16 protein-coding genes are annotated in these 16,588 nt (G+C 71.7%); 6 read left to right on the forward strand and 10 right to left on the reverse strand.

What is annotated here, in order from left to right; all coding sequences use genetic code 11:
- Positions 1-31: 31 nt before the first annotated feature.
- The 10 genes from glmM to KBX46_RS29975 all read right to left on the reverse strand — a co-directional run bounded on the left by glmM (position 32) and on the right by KBX46_RS29975 (position 8,066).
- On the reverse strand, positions 32-1,387 hold the full coding sequence (gene glmM / locus KBX46_RS29930; RefSeq protein WP_210795310.1) for a phosphoglucosamine mutase: 1,356 nt from the start codon (positions 1,385-1,387) through the stop codon (positions 32-34).
- Between the two features lie 116 nt (positions 1,388-1,503).
- The gene (gene rpsI / locus KBX46_RS29935; RefSeq protein WP_088950196.1) at positions 1,504-1,977 is read right to left on the reverse strand and encodes a 30S ribosomal protein S9; all 474 of its coding nucleotides are present in this window, start codon (positions 1,975-1,977) and stop codon (positions 1,504-1,506) included.
- Between the two features lie 20 nt (positions 1,978-1,997).
- The gene (gene rplM / locus KBX46_RS29940) at positions 1,998-2,441 is read right to left on the reverse strand and encodes a 50S ribosomal protein L13 (RefSeq protein ID WP_030489638.1); all 444 of its coding nucleotides are present in this window, start codon (positions 2,439-2,441) and stop codon (positions 1,998-2,000) included.
- Between the two features lie 209 nt (positions 2,442-2,650).
- Entirely contained in the window at positions 2,651-4,033 is a 1,383-nt protein-coding gene (locus KBX46_RS29945; RefSeq protein WP_210795311.1) for a NarK/NasA family nitrate transporter, read from the reverse strand.
- A gap of 129 nt (positions 4,034-4,162) precedes the next feature.
- Positions 4,163-4,456, reverse strand: a complete 294-nt coding sequence (locus KBX46_RS29950) for a hypothetical protein (RefSeq protein WP_088950198.1) — start codon at positions 4,454-4,456, stop codon at positions 4,163-4,165.
- On the reverse strand, positions 4,446-4,703 hold the full coding sequence (locus tag KBX46_RS29955; RefSeq protein ID WP_141911149.1) for a DUF6364 family protein: 258 nt from the start codon (positions 4,701-4,703) through the stop codon (positions 4,446-4,448). The genes KBX46_RS29950 and KBX46_RS29955 overlap by 11 nt, the downstream gene beginning before the upstream one ends.
- A gap of 90 nt (positions 4,704-4,793) precedes the next feature.
- Positions 4,794-5,489: a class I SAM-dependent methyltransferase gene (locus tag KBX46_RS29960; protein ID WP_210795313.1), complete on the reverse strand. Its 696-nt coding sequence runs from the start codon at positions 5,487-5,489 to the stop codon at positions 4,794-4,796.
- Between the two features lie 250 nt (positions 5,490-5,739).
- Positions 5,740-5,937: a DUF397 domain-containing protein gene (locus KBX46_RS29965; RefSeq protein ID WP_141911151.1), complete on the reverse strand. Its 198-nt coding sequence runs from the start codon at positions 5,935-5,937 to the stop codon at positions 5,740-5,742.
- Positions 5,928-6,695, reverse strand: a complete 768-nt coding sequence (locus tag KBX46_RS29970; RefSeq protein WP_210795353.1) for a helix-turn-helix transcriptional regulator — start codon at positions 6,693-6,695, stop codon at positions 5,928-5,930. The genes KBX46_RS29965 and KBX46_RS29970 overlap by 10 nt, the downstream gene beginning before the upstream one ends.
- 246 nt (positions 6,696-6,941) lie before the next feature.
- Positions 6,942-8,066: a DDE-type integrase/transposase/recombinase gene (locus KBX46_RS29975; protein WP_210795314.1), complete on the reverse strand. Its 1,125-nt coding sequence runs from the start codon at positions 8,064-8,066 to the stop codon at positions 6,942-6,944.
- Between the two features lie 307 nt (positions 8,067-8,373).
- Between KBX46_RS29975 and KBX46_RS29980 the strand changes: the two genes are divergently transcribed.
- The 6 genes from KBX46_RS29980 (at position 8,374) to KBX46_RS30005 (ending at position 16,557) form a co-directional block, all read left to right on the forward strand.
- A complete protein-coding gene (locus KBX46_RS29980; RefSeq protein ID WP_141911152.1) occupies positions 8,374-8,589 on the forward strand; it encodes a hypothetical protein in 216 nt (71 codons plus the stop codon).
- A 445-nt stretch (positions 8,590-9,034) separates the two neighbouring features.
- The gene (locus KBX46_RS29985; RefSeq protein WP_210795316.1) at positions 9,035-11,167 is read left to right on the forward strand and encodes a molybdopterin oxidoreductase family protein; all 2,133 of its coding nucleotides are present in this window, start codon (positions 9,035-9,037) and stop codon (positions 11,165-11,167) included.
- Positions 11,164-12,603 carry an FAD-dependent oxidoreductase gene (locus tag KBX46_RS29990; protein WP_210795319.1) on the forward strand — a complete coding sequence of 480 codons (1,440 nt, stop codon included), beginning with the start codon at positions 11,164-11,166 and terminating at the stop codon, positions 12,601-12,603. The genes KBX46_RS29985 and KBX46_RS29990 overlap by 4 nt, the downstream gene beginning before the upstream one ends.
- Positions 12,600-15,125, forward strand: a complete 2,526-nt coding sequence (gene nirB, locus KBX46_RS29995) for a nitrite reductase large subunit NirB (protein WP_210795321.1) — start codon at positions 12,600-12,602, stop codon at positions 15,123-15,125. The genes KBX46_RS29990 and nirB overlap by 4 nt, the downstream gene beginning before the upstream one ends.
- Positions 15,122-15,469: a nitrite reductase small subunit NirD gene (nirD, locus tag KBX46_RS30000; protein WP_210795323.1), complete on the forward strand. Its 348-nt coding sequence runs from the start codon at positions 15,122-15,124 to the stop codon at positions 15,467-15,469. Before nirB ends, nirD begins: the two co-directional genes overlap by 4 nt.
- Entirely contained in the window at positions 15,469-16,557 is a 1,089-nt protein-coding gene (locus KBX46_RS30005; protein WP_088950205.1) for a uroporphyrinogen-III synthase, read from the forward strand. Before nirD ends, KBX46_RS30005 begins: the two co-directional genes overlap by 1 nt.
- Positions 16,558-16,588: the final 31 nt, after the last annotated feature.

Below are 16,588 nucleotides of genomic sequence, written 5' to 3' on the forward strand. Positions count from 1 at the left end.
GCCACCCACGAACAGGCCATCGCCGCCCGTTTCAGCCGACGGGGCTGGCGGTGCGGACCAGCTCGGCGATCCGCTCGGCGACCTCACGGGCGGTCGCCTCGGTGGCCGCCTCGACCATCACCCGGACCAGCGGCTCGGTGCCCGACGGGCGCAGCAGCACCCGGCCGGTCTCACCCAGCTCCGCCTCGGCCCGCTCGACCTCTGCGCGCACGGCCGGCGCGGCGGCACCGACGGTCCGGTCGCCGACCGGCACGTTGATCAGCACCTGGGGCAGCTTGGTGACCACCGACGCCAGCTCGGCGAGGGACTGGCCGGTGGCTGCCATCCGGGCCATCAGGTGCAGGCCGGTGAGCACCCCGTCGCCGGTGGTGGCATGGGCGGGCATCACGATGTGACCGCTCTGCTCACCGCCGAGCGCCAGCCCGGAGGCGCGCAGCTCCTCCAGCACGTACCGGTCACCGACCTTGGTCTCGATCAGCCGGATGCCCTGCGCGGACATCGCGAGCCGCAGCCCGAGGTTGCTCATCACGGTGGCCACCAGGGTGTCCTGGGTGAGCGTGCCGGCATCCCGCATGGCCAGCGCGAGGATCGCCATCACCTCGTCGCCGTCCACCTCGTCGCCGTCGGCGGTGACCGCCAGACAACGGTCGGCGTCGCCGTCGTGGGCGATGCCCAGGTGGGCGCCGTGCTCGACCACGGCCTCGCGCAGCGCCTCGATGTGGTTGGAGCCGCACTCGTCGTTGATGTTCAGGCCGTTCGGCTCGGCATGGATCGCGATGACCTCCGCGCCGGCCTCCTGGTAGGCGACCGGGGCGACCTCGGCGGCGGCGCCGTTGGCGCAGTCGACCACGACCTTGATGCCTTCGAGCCGGTGCGGCACGGTGCTGACCAGGTGTTGGACGTAGTGGTCGGCGCCGTCGAGAAGGTCGTGCACGCGGCCGACGCCGGCACCCACCGGGCGGTCCCAGGCGGTGGTGGCGTTCGTCTCGACGGCCGCCTCGATCTGCATCTCGATCTCGTCGGGCAACTTGTGCCCGCCGGCGGCGAAGAGCTTGATGCCGTTGTCCGGCATCGGGTTGTGCGACGCGGAGAGCATCACCCCGAGGTCGGCCTTGGTCTCTGCCGTGAGGAACGCCACCGCGGGGGTCGGCAGCACGCCGACCCGCACCACGTCGGCGCCGGCGCTGGTCAGACCGGCGACCACGGCCGCCTCCAGCATCTCGCCGCTGGCCCGGGTGTCCCGACCGACGACGGCGAGCGGCGGGTGGCTGCGGTCCGTCTCGGCGAGCGTGTGCGCGGCGGCCACAGCGAGCGCCAACGCCAACTCCGGTGTGAGATCCGCGTTTGCCCGCCCGCGTACGCCGTCCGTGCCGAACAACCGACCCATACCCGCCAACCTCCGATGAGCACTGCCAATGAGGAGAAAGCGGAACGGCCGACCCACCTCCCCCTAGCGGGGAGGCGGACCGGCCGTCCGTCAGAAGTACAACGCGCTGTTGAAGATCAGCGCTTCGAGTACTGAGGAGCCTTACGGGCCTTCTTGAGGCCGTACTTCTTGCTCTCCTTGACCCGGGCGTCCCGGGTCAGGAAGCCGGCCTTCTTCAGGGCCGGGCGGTCGTCCGGGTCGTTGATGATCAGCGCGCGGGCGATGCCCAGCCGAAGCGCGCCGGCCTGCCCGGTGGTGCCGCCGCCATGCAGGTTGGCGATGACGTCGAACTGCTCGGGCTTCTCGGCGGTGACCAGCGGGTCCTTGATGAGCTGCTGGTGCACCTTGCTCGGGAAGTACGCCTCGAGGTCCTGGCCGTTGCAGGTGATCTTGCCGGTGCCCGGGACGATACGGACCCGGACGATGGCCTGCTTGCGGCGGCCCACGGTCTGGATCGGCCGGTCACCGCGAGGCGCGCGGGCGACGGGCGCCGGCGCCTCGGTGGCCTCAGGGGCTTCCGGGGCGACCTCGGTCTCGGTGATGTCGGTCATGCTGCTTCCTTCGCCCGCGCTCACTGCGCGATCTGCTTGATCTCGAACGGCACCGGCTGCTGCGCGAGGTGCGGGTGCTCGGCACCGGCGTAGACCTTCAGCTTCTTGATCAGCTGACGGCCGAGCTTGTTGTGCGGGAGCATCCCCTTCACGGCCAGCTCGATGGCCCGCTCGGGGCGCTTGGTCAGCAGCTCCTCGTAGCCAATCTGCTTCAGACCACCCGGGTAACCGGAGTGGCGGTAAGCAACCTTGGTCTGGCGCTTGTTGCCGGTCAACGCAACCTTGCCCGCGTTCACGATGACGACAAAGTCGCCCGTGTCGACGTGCGGCGCGAAAGTCGGCTTGTGCTTACCACGCAGCAACGTGGCGGCGTGGGTGGCCAGGCGGCCCAGCACGACATCAGAGGCGTCGATGACGTGCCACTGACGCTCGATCTCACCCGGCTTCGGGCTGTACGTACGCACAGGTCTACCTTGTCTCGTCGTCGGTCTGGGGTCGCGCGCCGAGGTGACCAGATCTTGCAGGCCGGACCAGCGCGCACGAACGACCAAGCGTACCTGATGGGGCACGCCTCTGGATGTCGTACAACAGCAGGCAACGATACCCGGCGCCCCGTCCGCAGGTCAAAACGGGGGTGCGCTCGTGCGCGGCGACACGCCAGGCGTGGCCCAGCTCACACGTTGGCGAGCCGATCGGCCCTCGGCCGGAGGTAGACGACCCAGGTGACCGCGAAACACAACGCGTACCAGCCGATGAAGGCCAGGTAGGCGGCGTCGGCGTTGCCGGAGCTCAGGAACGACTGTCGGAACGAGATGTTGACCAGCACCCCGCCGGACGCCCCGACGGCACCCGCGATGCCGATCAGCGCACCGGTCATCCGCCGCGTCCACCGCGCGGCGGCCTCCGGATCGCGGCGACCCGACGTCACGGCGTCCGCCGCCCGGGCCCGGAAGATCGCCGGGATCATCTTGTAGGTGGAGCCGTTGCCGATGCCGGAGAACACGAACAGGGCGAGGAACCCGGCCAGGTAGAGCCCGAACGACCGTTCCCGGGCGGCGTACAGCACGGTGCCCGCGCCGGCCGCCATCGCCACGAAGTTCCAGAAGGTCACCCGGGCACCGCCCAACCGGTCGGCCAGGTGCCCGCCCAGCGGGCGGATCAGCGAACCGACCAGCGGGCCGAGGAAGGTCAGCCACGCGGCGTCGACCGGGGTGGGGAACCGCTCGGCGAACTGGAGCTGGAGCACCTGACCGAAGGCGAAACCGAACCCGATGAACGAGCCGAAGGTGCCGACGTAGAGCACCGACATGACCCAGGTGTGCGGGTCGCGGGCCGCCTCACGCAGCGCGCCCGGCTCGTTGCGCGCCCCGGGCACGGTGTCCAACCAGCGGGCCGCGGCCAGCGCGGCCAGCACGATCAGCGGCAGGTAGACCGCCGGCACCAGACGGGGGTACGCGGCACCGGCGGTGGCGAGGACCGCCAACCCGACCAGTTGCACCGCGGGTACGCCGAGGTTGCCGCCGCCGGCGTTGAGCCCGAGGGCCCGACCCTTGAGCCGCTGTGGGTAGAACAGGTTGATGTTCGCCATCGAGGAGGCGAAGTTGCCGCCACCGACGCCGGTCAGGCAGGCGAGCACCATCAGCGTGGAGTAGGACACCCCGGGTTCCAGCAGCACCGTCATCGGCACCGTGGGCACCAGCAGCAGGAGCGCGCTGATGATCGTCCAGCGCCGCCCGCCGAAGCGGGCCACCGCCAGCGTGTACGGCAGGCGCAGCACCGCGCCCAGTGCGGCCGGCACGGCGGTGAGCAGGAACTTCCCGGCCGGGTCGATGCCGTACGCGGGGCCGAGGAAGAGCACGGTGACCGACCAGAGGCTCCACACCGAGAAGCCGACGTGCTCGGCGAAGATCGAGACCCAGAGGTTGCGCCGGGCGATGGGCGCGCCCGTCACCCGCCAGAAGTCGGGGTCCTCGGGGCGCCAGTCGTCGAGCCGGCGCGCGCGCCCGGTGGCAGCCGGCGGCCGGGTGGTGACTGCGGTGCTGGTGAGCGTGCTCACGGCGGCTCCTCCTCGTCGATGTGACGAGGAGGAACGCTAGGAACGCCCGGTTACCTGGCAGTGCCCGTCGCGGGTCGGCCCGGAAACGGGGACCGCACCACGGGCCGGCGGCGGTGGTGAGGTCGGTGCTCAGAGCTGTTGCAGGATGCGCAGCGCACGGCCGACCCGGATCATGGTGTCGGTGTCGGCGACGTCCACGCAGTCGGTGAACCACTTCTTCATGGGCGAGGAGATGCGGTCGGGCATCACCACGTACCGGCCCATCGACACGGCGAGCGGCGAGTCGCGCAGCAGCGACTCCTCCACCACCTCGACCACGATCACGATGGGTACGTCGGTGGAGTTGTAGACGTCCGAGCTGACCACGAGGCCGAGGCGTTCCCGGGCGCCCTCGATGCGCCAGACCTCTCCCCTACGCAGCACGCGGTCGTCCGCCGGAGAGCAGATCGTTGACCATGCCCGCCTCGCGGGCGTCGGCGAGAGCGGCGGACTCCAGGTCCAGACCGGCGCGGCCCACGGCTGCGGCGTGCGCGGTGAACACCTCGCGCAGCGCCTTCTCGCGGGCGGCCTGGTCCATCCATGCGGAGAGCGACAGCCCTTCGCGCTTGGCGAACCGCCGGGCCTCCTCGATCGTCTCGTCGGTAAACGACAGAGTCACCTTGGCAGTCATGCCGCTGAGACTACCCACCGGTGTGACCGACAGTCATCCACGCGACCGCCGGCTCGCCCCCCGCCGTCGAAACGCACATACCGGCGATGTTCACCGGGCCCGGCCGCCGAACACCGCGAAGCGCCACTCCTTGAAGTAGCAGTCGACGTCGATCAGGCCCGCTTCGGCGAGCCACCGGCACTGGTCGGCGACCGTCGCCGGCCGGTCGTGCCGCATCCGCTCCCGGGATGCGGCGATCTCCTCACCGGACGCGCCCAGCTCGGTGATCCGCTGCATCCACACCTCGTCGTAGCGACGGTCCAACTCCGGAGTCGGGCCGGCGACCTGCTCCGCGTTGACGAACACCCCGCCGGGCGCGAGTGCGCCGGCAGCCCTCCGGTACAGCGTCCGCTTGCCCTCGTCGTCGAGGTGGTGGATCGCCAGCGCGCTGACCACCGCGTCGTACCGGCCGGCGGGCAGCGGATCGGCCAGGTCGGCCCGGACCGTCCGGTGCGGCACCGACCGGGCGTCCAACTGCTCGGTGGCGCGGGCGAGCATCGCCGGCGCCCCGTCGACCAGGGTCAGCCGGACACCGGGCACCGCGGCGGCCAGCAGCAGCGAGAGCAGGCCGGTGCCGGCGCCCAGGTCCAACACCTCCGGCGTACGACCGGCGGCGAGCGCGGCCCGCAGCGGCGGCGCGGCAACCTCGACCGCCGTGCCGTAGAAGGCGTCGAAGCAGGGTACGAGCCGCCTGCGCGCCTCGTCGTAGGTGCCGGCCACCGCGTCGAAGACGTCCGTCACGCTCATCGCGCTCTCCCAATTATTGAGACAACTTTCCCACATTATAAGCCAATGAACGACGCTGATGTCGTCAGCGATTCAGCTCCAAAGGATCCGGCTCGCACCTCCCACCGCACGCAAAGTCACAGCGGATTCCGCCGCAACGGAGCCGGAACGGTTGGTGTGGTCAGTCCGGTCGCGCCTGCGTTTCCTGGCGGGGACTGATCCCGGACACACGAAGGCCCCCGGCGAACCGGGGGCCTCTGCGTGATGCTGATCAGGCCGGGTCGTGTGCCTTCGCCATGCCGACGAACGCCCGCCAGGCCGCTGACCCGAAGACCAACGCCGGCCCTGCCGGGTCCTTCGAGTCCCGCACGCCGACGATGCCAGGCAGGTTGTCCGCAACCTCGACGCAGTCGCCGCCATTGCCGCTGCTGCGGGTGCTCTTACGCCACCGCGCGCCGGTCAGTTCCATGTCTTCGCCATCTCCGTAAGTAGATCGACGGATTGCCAGTGGGACAGCGCCTCGCCGCGCACGTTCTCCCACGCGGCCAGCATCGCCGCAATGTCCTCGGCACCGGTGACGACTTGCCCCTGAAGCTGATTGTCGAGGTAGCCGGCAATGCGATGCTCGGGCCCCACGGCGATCACGAAGGGACCGTTCAGGCCAGCGTACGCGCCGACGGTAGAGGGGACGATGTGCACACGGACCTGCGGGGCCTCGCAGGCGGTGATGAGGGCCTGCACCTGCTCACGCATGATGGCTCGCCCGCCGACTGGCCGCCGCAACACGCCCTCGTCAACAACGGCGGTGAAGTGTGGCGGGTCTTCACGGGCCAGGATGCTTTGCCGGGCGAGTCGTGAGGCCAGGTGCCGCTCGACGTCGCTGCGGGCGATGACGTCGGCTCCGGCCAGCACGGCGCGAGCGTATGCCTCGGTCTGGAGCAGGCCGGGGAGGACGGTCGACTGAAACGACCGCAGCGAGATCGCCTCGCGCTCGATCTCTTGCCATGGTCGGAACCAAATTGGCTCGCGGCGTCTTGAAGTGTCCGGCCAGATGTCTCCTATGGGCCGTCGGAGCGCACTCGCCGCCGCCTCCCGGTGTCGGGGGTGCGGAATGTGGTCGTGGTTCAGCCAGCGCGCGACCGTCTTTCGATCGACCCCGACCAGCCCTGCCAGGGACTCAATCGAGTGCCCCGTCTCGGTTAGCGCGGCGCGTAGCGCATCGTTCAGGGCTCCCCCATCGGATGCGCGGAATCTCGCGACCATATCGCTACGGGCTGTCTTTGTCCCATCACTGGCCGCAAGGTGGGTTCAGGCGGCGCGGCCGGCAGGGATCACGGAACCCGGCGGACGCGTTCGTATCGGGGCCGCCCTCGGCCTGCCAGAGATCTTGGACAGTTTCCGTTACGCCAGAACTGTGCTGTCCCGAGACATGTGTCAAGGGGAAGTCCCGATAGATGTGTCATGAGTTGTTGATCAGGCTGCTCGGGTGAGGCTGATGTAGGTCCGGTCGGGGTTGAGGTCGAAGTGGCCGAGGGGTTGGCCGTCGCGGTTGTAGACGGTGATCCGGGTTTGGTCGCGGATGGCGGTGACGGTGGCGCCGGCGTGGGTGGTGCCGACGCTGGTGCGGTGCCCGGCGACGGTGATGACGCCGGTGTTGCCTACGAAGCAGCGGTGCAGGGTGGCGTCGGTCTGCATGGGCAGGCTGGCCGGCCCGCCGAGGCTGGGCGCGTCTGTCCATGCCTGGGCGGGCGTGGCGCGTCGCGGCAGGGCGCTGTGGCGTCGTTGGGTGTTGTAGTAGCGGCGGTAGACGTCCAGCAGGTTCTGCAGCTCGGCGCGGGTGTTGGGGGCGGGTTGGGTGCTCAGCCATTTCTTGAGGGTTTGGTGGTGGCGTTCGACCTTGCCGCAGGTCTGCGGATGGTAGGGGCTGGACAGGAGGCACTGGACGAACGTGGAGATCGATCCGGGCCGGGTTAGTCGGCTGGTGAACGCGGTGCCGTTGTCGGACAACACGATCGCCGGGGCCCCGTACTCGGTGAACGCCTGCCTGACCGCGGTGACGGCGCCTTCGGCGGTCTCCGCGGTCGTCGTGTGACAGCCGACGAGGGTACGGGTGCAGTCGTCCAGGACGTCGAAGACCGCGGCGAGGCTGCCGTCGGCGAGCCGGACGTTCGTGGCGTCGATCTGGTAGCAGTCCCGGGGCCGGGCGTAGACGAAGCGTCGAAACGAGCTGCGCGGCCGTTTCGCCGGGTTCCGGTCGAGCAGGTCATGCCGGCCCAGGACCCGGTTGATCGTCGACCTCGAGGGCACCAGCCACGCCGGAGCAGTGGCGTTGTGCAGCTCGATCAGGGCGTCGTGGATGAAGTCAGCCCCGTTGTCCAGGCCAAGTTCGACGCGCAGCTTGCAGATCCAGGCATCCAGGTCCGGTGGCGTCGCCCGCGGACTGCTGCGCGGCCGCCGGGACCGCTCCTGCCATTCGCCCACGTCCCGGATCCGCGCCTGATGCCGGTACACCGTACGGACCGACACACCATGCTCACGCGCGAACTCGGCCGCGTTGACCCGCACCCCAGCAGCCAACTGGGCATCGAGCAAGTTCATGACATGCCGCCGAGAAGCCATGCCAGGCACCCTGTACCAGCACGCCCAAGATCCCTACCAAGTGACACATGTATCGGGACTTCAACACTGACAGATGTCATGGGACTGAATAGTTACGCCAGAACGGAAACTGTCCAAGATCTCCACAGGCGAGCACGCACGGGGCGCCTCCTTCCCACAGCGACGACCAGGGGAGCGCACCGTGCCGGACACACCGCCCGATTGGAGCCCCGAGCCGGAGTCCAAACCGCGGAAGCCGCGCACGGGTGACGTCCTGCACCTGACCCGCGCCACGAGTGTCCAGTTCATGCGCCCGATCTTCGTCCGCGTGATTCGCGTTCTCGACTGGCCGACGTACGACGGGTGGCTGTGGATCGACGGTTACGAGCTGGCCGGGAATGGTGACGCGGTCGCGCGCCGGTCCCTGTTCGTGATGCCCGCAGGCCTGATCTGGCCGGACCCGCCCGCCCGTCGCCCCACCATCCGCACGCCCGTCAAGCGCGGTCCGGTGAAAGTCGGATGACCCGCCGCCCTCGCCCTCACCATCCGATGCGCCCGGCGTGGCTCTGCCGTAACTGCGCCGCTCCCTGGCCGTGCTCGCCGGCTCAGCTACACCTCGCAACCGAGTTCTACGGCCATTCGATCGCCCTAGCGTTCTATCTGGCAGCGAACATGCAGGACGCGCTCGACGACCTGTACTCCGTGGGCGTTCGTCCTGACCCGCGAGCACTTCACGCCCGCTTCCTGGGCTGGCTGTCCCTGAGCCGCCGACCACACCGCGTCGACTTGCGCTGACCGCCCCCGCGAGATGAGGTCCGCTACCGCCGCGCTGGTCGAGCGTCCGTCCGGGGCGATCGCTGGCGACCATCCGTCCTCTGCCGTGCCCGCGTGCGGTGTGAGCCCCACTTGACAGGACCGAAACAGAAGAGACCCGGACCGGAAACCGCCCGGCGGCACGCTTTGCCGACATGACAGACGGTGCATGGTCGGCAACTCGACCGGGGCTGGCGCCCCGGGAGGTGGCGACGCACTGCCCGTACTGCGCGCTGCAGTGCGGCATGACGCTGCGCGAGGACGACACCGGGGTCTCGGTCCACCCCCGCCAGTTCGCCACCAACCGGGGCGGGCTCTGCCAGAAGGGTTGGACCGCCGCCGAACTGCTCGACCACCCGGAGCGGCTGACCACTCCCCTGCTGCGCGACCCGGCCACCGGTGAGCTGCGCCCGGCGAGCTGGGACGCCGCGCTCGACCGGGTCGTCACCGGCATCCGCGCGGTCCAGCAGGACGCCGGCCGGGACGCGGTCGCCGTCTTCGGTGGCGGCGGCCTGACCAACGAGAAGGCGTACGCGCTGGGAAAGTTCGCCCGGATCGGGCTGCGCACCCGGCACATCGACTACAACGGACGGTTCTGCATGTCCTCGGCGGCTGCCGCTGGGATGCGCGCCTTCGGCATCGACCGTGGGCTGCCGTTCCCGCTGGCCGACCTGGGCCGGGCCGACACCCTGCTGCTGGTCGGCGCGAACCCGGCGGAGACCATGCCACCGCTGGTGCGCTGGCTCACCGAACAGCGCCGGGGCGGCGGCCGGCTGATCGTCGTCGACCCCCGGGTCACCGCCACGGCCCGCCAGGCCGACCTGCACCTGCAACCGCTGCCCGGCACCGATCTCGCGGTGGCCAACGCGTTGCTGCACATCGCCCTCACCGAGGGGTGGGTCGACCGGTCCTACGTGGCCGAACGCACCACCGGCTTCGAGGCGGTTCGCCGCAGCGTCGCCGCCTGGTGGCCGGCTCGGGCAGAGCAGCTCTCCGGTGTGCCGGTGGCCGACCTGGAGGAGACCGCCCGCGCGTTGGGCACCGGCGGTCGCGTGATCATCCTGACCGCGCGCGGCGCCGAGCAGCACGCCAAGGGCGTCGACACGGTCACCGCGTACGTCAATCTCGCCCTCGCCCTCGGCCTGCCCGGCCGCGACGGTTCGGGGTACGGCTGCCTCACCGGCCAGGGCAACGGCCAGGGCGGGCGGGAGCACGGGCAGAAAGCCGACCAGCTCCCCGGCTACCGGCGGATCGACGACCCGGCGGCCCGGGAGCACGTGGCCGGTGTCTGGGGGGTGCCGGCCGACGAGCTGCCCGGCCCGGGTGTGCCGGCCTACCAGCTGCTCGACTCGCTCGGCACACCGAACGGCCCCCGCGCGTTGCTGGTGTTCGGCTCCAACCCGGTGGTCTCCGCACCCCGGGCGTCCCGGATCGAGGGCCGGTTGCGCGATCTCGACCTGCTGGTCGTCGCCGACCTGCTGCTCTCCGAGACGGCCGCGCTGGCCGACGTGGTGCTGCCCACCGCGCAGTGGGCGGAGGAGGACGGCACCATGACCAACCTGGAGGGTCGGGTGCTGCGTCGCCGGGCGCTGCGCCCACCCCCACCGGACGTCCGGACCGACCTGGACATCATCTCCGCCCTCGCGGCGAGACTGGCCCCCGACGAGGCCGCGGCCACCGAGGCGGCAGCCCGGTTCCCGGCCGACCCGGCCGCCGTCTTCGCCGAGCTGCGCCGCGCCTCCGCCGGCGGGATCGCCGACTACGCCGGCATCAGCTGGGTCCGGATCGACGGCGACGACGGCGTCTGGTGGCCCTGCCCGACCGAGGACGGGCCGGACACACCACGGCTGTTCGCCGAACGGTTCGCGACCCCGGACGGCCGGGCCCGGTTCCACCCCGTCGACCACCGGCCGGCCGCCGAGGAGGTCTGCTCCGCGTACCCGTTGCACTTCACCACCGGCCGGGTGCTGGCGCAGTACCAGTCCGGCACCCAGACCCGCCGGGTGCCCGCGCTGCGGCGCGCCGCCCCGGAGGCGTTCGTCGAGCTGCACCCCGACCTGGCCGCCCGGCTGGGCATCGGCGACGGCGACCCGGTGCGGGTGACCTCACGCCGGGGTGAGCTGTGCGCCCCGGCGCGGCTCAGCGCCGGGATCCGACCGGACACCGTGTTCGCGCCGTTCCACTACCCGGGTGCGGGACGGGCCAACTCGGTCACCAACGACGCGGTGGACCCGATCTCCGGGATGCCCGAGTTCAAGATCTGCGCGGTACGGGTGGAGAAGGCATGACGGCCCGGGTGGTGATCGTCGGCAACGGGATGGCGGGCGCCCGCCTCGCAGGCGAGCTGCACGCCCGCGAAGGGGACCGGAAGGTCACAGTGCTCGGGGCGGAGCCGCACCGCGCGTACAACCGGATCCTGCTCTCCACCCTGCTGGCCGGCCGGATCGACGAGCCGGACGTGGAGCTGACCGAGGCCGCCGGGCACGGCATCGACCTGCGCAGCGGCGTACCGGTGACCGCGATCGACCGGTACGCCCGGGAGGTCCGTACCGACGACGGCGAACGCATCTCCTACGACCACCTGGTGCTGGCCACGGGCGCACGCGCGGTGGTGCCGCCACTGCCCGGCCTCGACCCGGCGGACCTGCCGGAGCGGGTCGTCCCGTTCCGGACCCTGGACGACTGCCGGCGGATCCTCGCCGCGGCTGACGGCGCACGCACCGCGCTGGTGCTCGGCGGCGGGCTGCTCGGCCTGGAGGCCGCACGAGGGCTGGCCAGCCGAGGGCTCGCCACCACAGTGGTGCACCCGAGGGAACACCTGATGGAACGGCAGCTCGACCCGACGGCCGGTGCGGTGCTCGCCGGCACCCTCGCCGGATTCGGCGTCACCGTGCAGCTCGCGGTGCCGGCGACCGGTGTGGCCGCCGACGCCACCGGCGTACGCCTCGACCTGGCCGACGGCCGGACCTTGCGCGCCGACCTGCTGGTGCTCTCCTGCGGCGTACGCCCGGACACCGCCCTCGCGCGGGCCGCCGGGCTGAACGTCCGGCGCGGCGTGGTGGTGGACGACCGGCTCCGCACCGACGACCGGTCCATCTCGGCGATCGGCGACTGCGCCGAGCACGACGGTGTGCTCACCGGGCTGGTCGCACCCGCCTGGGCGCAGGCCCGGGTGCTTGCCGACGTGCTGACCGGGACGGACCCGCTCGCGCGGTACCGGCCCCAGCCGGTGGTGACCCGGCTCAAGGCCGCCGGGATCGACCTGGCCTCGATGGGTGACGCGGTCAGTGGCGGGCCGGGTGAGGAGCTGACCTTCACCGACCCGGCCCGGGGCACGTACGCCCGGCTGCGGATCCGCGACGAGCGGCTGATCGGCGCGATCCTGCTCGGCGACAACCCGGCCGTCGGCACGGTGATCCAGCTCTTCGACCGTGGTCACCCCGTGCCGGCCGACCGGCGGGCGCTCCTGCTCGGCCGGGCACTCGGCACGGTCGGCGCGACTCCGGCCGCGTCACCGGCGCTGATGCCGGACGCGGCCACTGTCTGTCAGTGCAACACGGTGAGCAAGGGCGCACTCGTACGGAGCTGGCGCTCCGGGGCCCGGACTGTCGACGCGGTGGTGGCGGCGACCCGCGCCGGCACCGGATGCGGCGGGTGCCGGGACGCGGTGGGCGGCATCCTCGACTGGCTGAGCCAGGCGGAATCGGTGGAGGTGACGCGATGAGCGGCGGCGATCTGGTCGTCATCGGCAACGGCATGGTCGGGCAGCGCTTCGTCGACGCGCTGCGCGCCCGTGACGCGGAGGGGCGCTGGCGGGTGACAGTGCTGGCCGAGGAGCGGCGCCCGGCGTACGACCGGGTGCGGCTCTCGGCGTACTTCGACGGGGTGGGTGAGAGCGAACTCAACCTGTACACACCGCACGACGGGGTGCGGCTGCGTCTGGGCGAGCCGGCCACCTCCATCGACCGGGCCCGGCAGGTGGTGACCACCGGCGTCGGCGAGTACCACTACGACGCGCTGGTGCTGGCCACCGGCTCGTACGCGTTCGTGCCACCGGTGCCCGGCGCGGAGCTGCCCGGGGTGTTCGTCTACCGGACCCTGGACGACCTGGCGGCGATCCGGGCATACGCCTCCGGCCGGCGGGTCGGCGCGGTGATCGGTGGCGGGCTGCTCGGGTTGGAGGCGGCGAACGCGCTGCGGCTGCTCGGCCTGAGCACCGACGTGGTCGAGTTCGCGCCCCGGCTGATGCCAGTGCAGGTGGACCAGGCCGGTGGCGCGATGCTGCGGCGCTACGTCGACGAGTTGGGCGTACGGACCCACCTCGGGGTGGCGACCAGCGCGATCCGACCCGGCCCGGACGGGGCGGTCGCCGCACTGGAGCTGTCCGACGGTGGCGTGCTCGACGCGGAGCTGGTGGTGGTGGCCGCCGGTATCCGGCCCCGGGACCAGCTCGCCCGGGACGCCGAGCTGCCGCTGGGCCCGCGCGGCGGGGTGCTGGTCGACGCGACCTGCCGCAGCACCGACGAGCGGATCTGGGCGATCGGCGAGTGCGCGGCGGTCGACGGCACCTGCCACGGCCTGGTCGCACCCGGGTACGCGACGGCCGAGGTGGTGGCCGACCGGCTGGTCGGTGGCGCGGCCACCTTCCCCGGCGCGGACACCGCCACCAAGCTCAAGCTGCTCGGCGTCGACGTGGCCTCGTTCGGCGACGCCCACGGCACCACCCCAGGCTGTCTGGACGTCACGTTCACCGACCCGGCCACCCGGGTCTACGCGAAGCTGGTGCTCTCCGACGACGCGCACACGCTGCTCGGCGGGGTGCTGGTCGGTGATGCCAGCGCGTACCCGACGTTGCGGGCCAGCGTGGGCGGCCCGCTGCCGGCCGCGCCGCTGGCGTTGCTCGCCCCGGACGGCGGTGGGGCGGACGCGGGTGCGCTGCCCGCCGCCGCCCAGGTCTGCTCCTGCAACGCGGTGACCCGGGGCGACGTGGACGCCGCCATCGCCGACGGCTGCGCGGACGTGCCGGCGTTGAAGGCGTGCACCAGGGCCGGCACCAGCTGCGGTTCCTGCGTGCCGATGCTGAAGCAGCTCCTGGACGCGGCCGGTGTGGCGCAGTCCAGCGCCCTCTGCGAGCACTTCGACGTCAGCCGACGGGAGCTGTTCGAGATCGTCCGCGTACGCGGGATCCGCACCTTCTCCCGACTGGTCGCCGAGCACGGCCGGGGGCGCGGCTGCGACATCTGCAAGCCGGTGGTGGCGTCGATCCTCGCCTCGCTGGGCAGCGGCCACGTGCTCGACGGTGAGCAGGCGTCGTTGCAGGACACCAACGACCACTTCCTGGCCAATCTGCAACGCGACGGCAGCTACTCGGTGGTGCCCCGGATCCCGGGCGGTGAGATCACCCCGGAGAAGCTGATCGTGATCGGTGAGGTGGCCCGGGACTTCCAGCTCTACACGAAGATCACCGGTGGGCAGCGCATCGACCTGTTCGGGGCGCGGGTGGAGCAGTTGCCGCAGATCTGGCGGCGGCTGGTGGACGCCGGCTTCGAGTCCGGTCACGCGTACGGCAAGGCGCTGCGGACGGTGAAGTCCTGCGTGGGCGAGACCTGGTGCCGGTACGGCGTACAGGACTCGGTTGGGCTGGCCGTCGCGTTGGAGCTGCGCTACCGAGGGCTACGAGCTCCACACAAGATCAAGTCAGCGGTGTCCGGCTGCGCCCGCGAATGCGCCGAGGCGCGCAGCAAGGACTTCGGCATCATCGCCACCGAGACCGGCTGGAACCTCTACGTCGGCGGCAACGGCGGCTTCCGCCCCCGGCACGCCGACCTGTTCGCCACCGACCTGTCCACGGACACGCTGATCTCGCTGATCGACAGGTTCCTCATCTACTACATCCGCACGGCCGACCGGTTGCAACGCACGGCCGGCTGGATCGAGGCGATGGACGGCGGCCTCGACCACCTGCGCGCGGTGATCGTGGACGACTCGCTCGGGCTCTGCGCCGAACTGGACGCGGCGATGGCCCAGCACGTGTCGTCGTACTCCGACGAGTGGCGCGACGTGCTCGACGACCCGGACCGGCTCCGCCGCTACACCTCCTTCGTCAACGCGCCCGACGTGCCCGACCCGTCCATCACCTTCGCCCGGGAACGCGGCCAACCGGTGCCGGTGCGCGAGCACCCCCCGGGCGGATTCGAGCACCGTCGGCAACCGGTCACCCTGGGCCTACCGGAGGTACGGCGATGAACCTGACCACCACGCTGAGCTGGACCGCTGTCTGCACCCTCGACCGCCTGGAACCGGACCGAGGGGTCGCCGCCCTGGTCGACGGGGCACAGATCGCCCTCTTCCGCACCGAGGACGGGTTGTTCGCAATCGACAACCGCGATCCGGTCTCCGGGGCGTACGTGTTGTCCCGGGGCATCGTCGGCAGCCGCGGCGGAGTGCCGACGGTCGCCTCGCCGCTGCACAAGCAGGTGTACGACCTGCGCAGCGGGCACTGCCTCGACCTGCCCGGGGTGGCCGTGGCACGGCACGACGCGCGTTGCCGCGACGGGCTGGTCGAGGTGCGGCTGCGACAGGAGGCTTGATGCGGGAAGAACTGGCGGGCTTCACCATCGGGGTGACCGCCGACCGGCGGCGCGACGAGTTGGCCGCGCTGCTCGAACGCCGGGGCGCCCGGGTGGTGCTCGCCCCGGCGTTGCGGATCGTGCCGCTGTCCGACGACACCGAGCTGCGCGAGGCGACCCGCGCGTGCCTCGACCAGCCGCCGGACATCCTGATGGCCAACACCGGCATCGGCATGCGCGGGTGGCTGGAGGCGGCCGAGGGTTGGGGGCTGGCCGAGCCGCTGCGTTCGGTGCTGGCCAGCTCGTACGTGGTTGCCCGTGGCCCGAAGGCACGCGGCGCGATCCGTGCGGCCGGGCTGCACGACCAGTGGTCACCGGCCTCGGAGAGCTGCGACGAGGTGGTCGACCACCTGCGCCGGCGAGGTGTGGCCGGGCAGGTGATCGCCATGCAGCTGCACGGTGAGCGACAGCCCGAGTGCACCCTCGCGCTGGAGGCGGCCGGTGCCACAGTGATCGAGGTGCCCGTCTATCGCTGGGCCCCACCGAGCGACCCGGCGCCGCTGCACCGGCTGATCGACCTGATCGCCGGCCGACTGGTGGACGCGGTGACCTTCACCTCGGCACCGGCGGCCGAGGCGCTGCTGCGGGCAGCCGGCGACCGCACCGACGCGCTGCTCACCGCGTTCCGCGGCGACGTGCTCGCCAGCTGCGTCGGCGCGGTGACCGCCGAGCCGCTGCTCCGGCGCGGGGTGCCGGTGAGCGCGCCGGGCCGGGCCCGGCTGGGGGCGCTGGTGCGGACGATCGTCGACGAGTTGCCCCGCAGGACCGTGACGTTCAAGGCCGGCGGGCACCTTCTCACGCTGCGCGGGCACGCTGCGGTGATCGACGGCGAGTTGCGACCGCTCGCCCCCGCCCCGATGGCCGTGTTGCGCGCCCTGGCCCAGTCGCCCGGTCGGGTGCTGTCCCGCACGGCGCTGCTGCGGACGCTGCCCCGGGGCGCGGACGAGCACGCGGTGGAGATGGCGGTGGCCCGTCTACGGGCCGGCCTGCGCGCGCCCCGCGTGGTGCAGACCGTGGTGAAGCGCGGCTACCGACTCCGGGTGGACTGACGCGTCATGGCCGGCCGGCGTGCGCCGGCCG

The organism is Micromonospora sp. C81, from assembly GCF_018070425.1.
GTDB classification, from domain to species: Bacteria; Actinomycetota; Actinomycetes; order Mycobacteriales; family Micromonosporaceae; genus Micromonospora; species Micromonospora zamorensis.

Bases quoted from the DNA above. Each gene is read 5' to 3' on its own strand.
- KBX46_RS29955 (WP_141911149.1), bottom strand. From the start codon at position 4,703: ATGACTGCCAAGGTGACTCTGTCGTTTACCGACGAGACGATCGAGGAG.
- KBX46_RS29980 (WP_141911152.1), top strand. From the start codon at position 8,374: ATGCGCCCGATCTTCGTCCGCGTGATTCGCGTTCTCGACTGGCCGACG.
- KBX46_RS29990 (WP_210795319.1), top strand. From the start codon at position 11,164: ATGACGGCCCGGGTGGTGATCGTCGGCAACGGGATGGCGGGCGCCCGC.
- KBX46_RS29965 (WP_141911151.1), bottom strand. From the start codon at position 5,937: ATGGAACTGACCGGCGCGCGGTGGCGTAAGAGCACCCGCAGCAGCGGC.
- nirB (WP_210795321.1), top strand. From the start codon at position 12,600: ATGAGCGGCGGCGATCTGGTCGTCATCGGCAACGGCATGGTCGGGCAG.
- KBX46_RS29975 (WP_210795314.1), bottom strand. From the start codon at position 8,066: ATGAACTTGCTCGATGCCCAGTTGGCTGCTGGGGTGCGGGTCAACGCG.
- glmM (WP_210795310.1), bottom strand. From the start codon at position 1,387: ATGGGTCGGTTGTTCGGCACGGACGGCGTACGCGGGCGGGCAAACGCG.
- KBX46_RS29985 (WP_210795316.1), top strand. From the start codon at position 9,035: ATGACAGACGGTGCATGGTCGGCAACTCGACCGGGGCTGGCGCCCCGG.
- nirD (WP_210795323.1), top strand. From the start codon at position 15,122: ATGAACCTGACCACCACGCTGAGCTGGACCGCTGTCTGCACCCTCGAC.
- rpsI (WP_088950196.1), bottom strand. From the start codon at position 1,977: ATGACCGACATCACCGAGACCGAGGTCGCCCCGGAAGCCCCTGAGGCC.
- KBX46_RS29960 (WP_210795313.1), bottom strand. From the start codon at position 5,489: ATGAGCGTGACGGACGTCTTCGACGCGGTGGCCGGCACCTACGACGAG.
- KBX46_RS30005 (WP_088950205.1), top strand. From the start codon at position 15,469: ATGCGGGAAGAACTGGCGGGCTTCACCATCGGGGTGACCGCCGACCGG.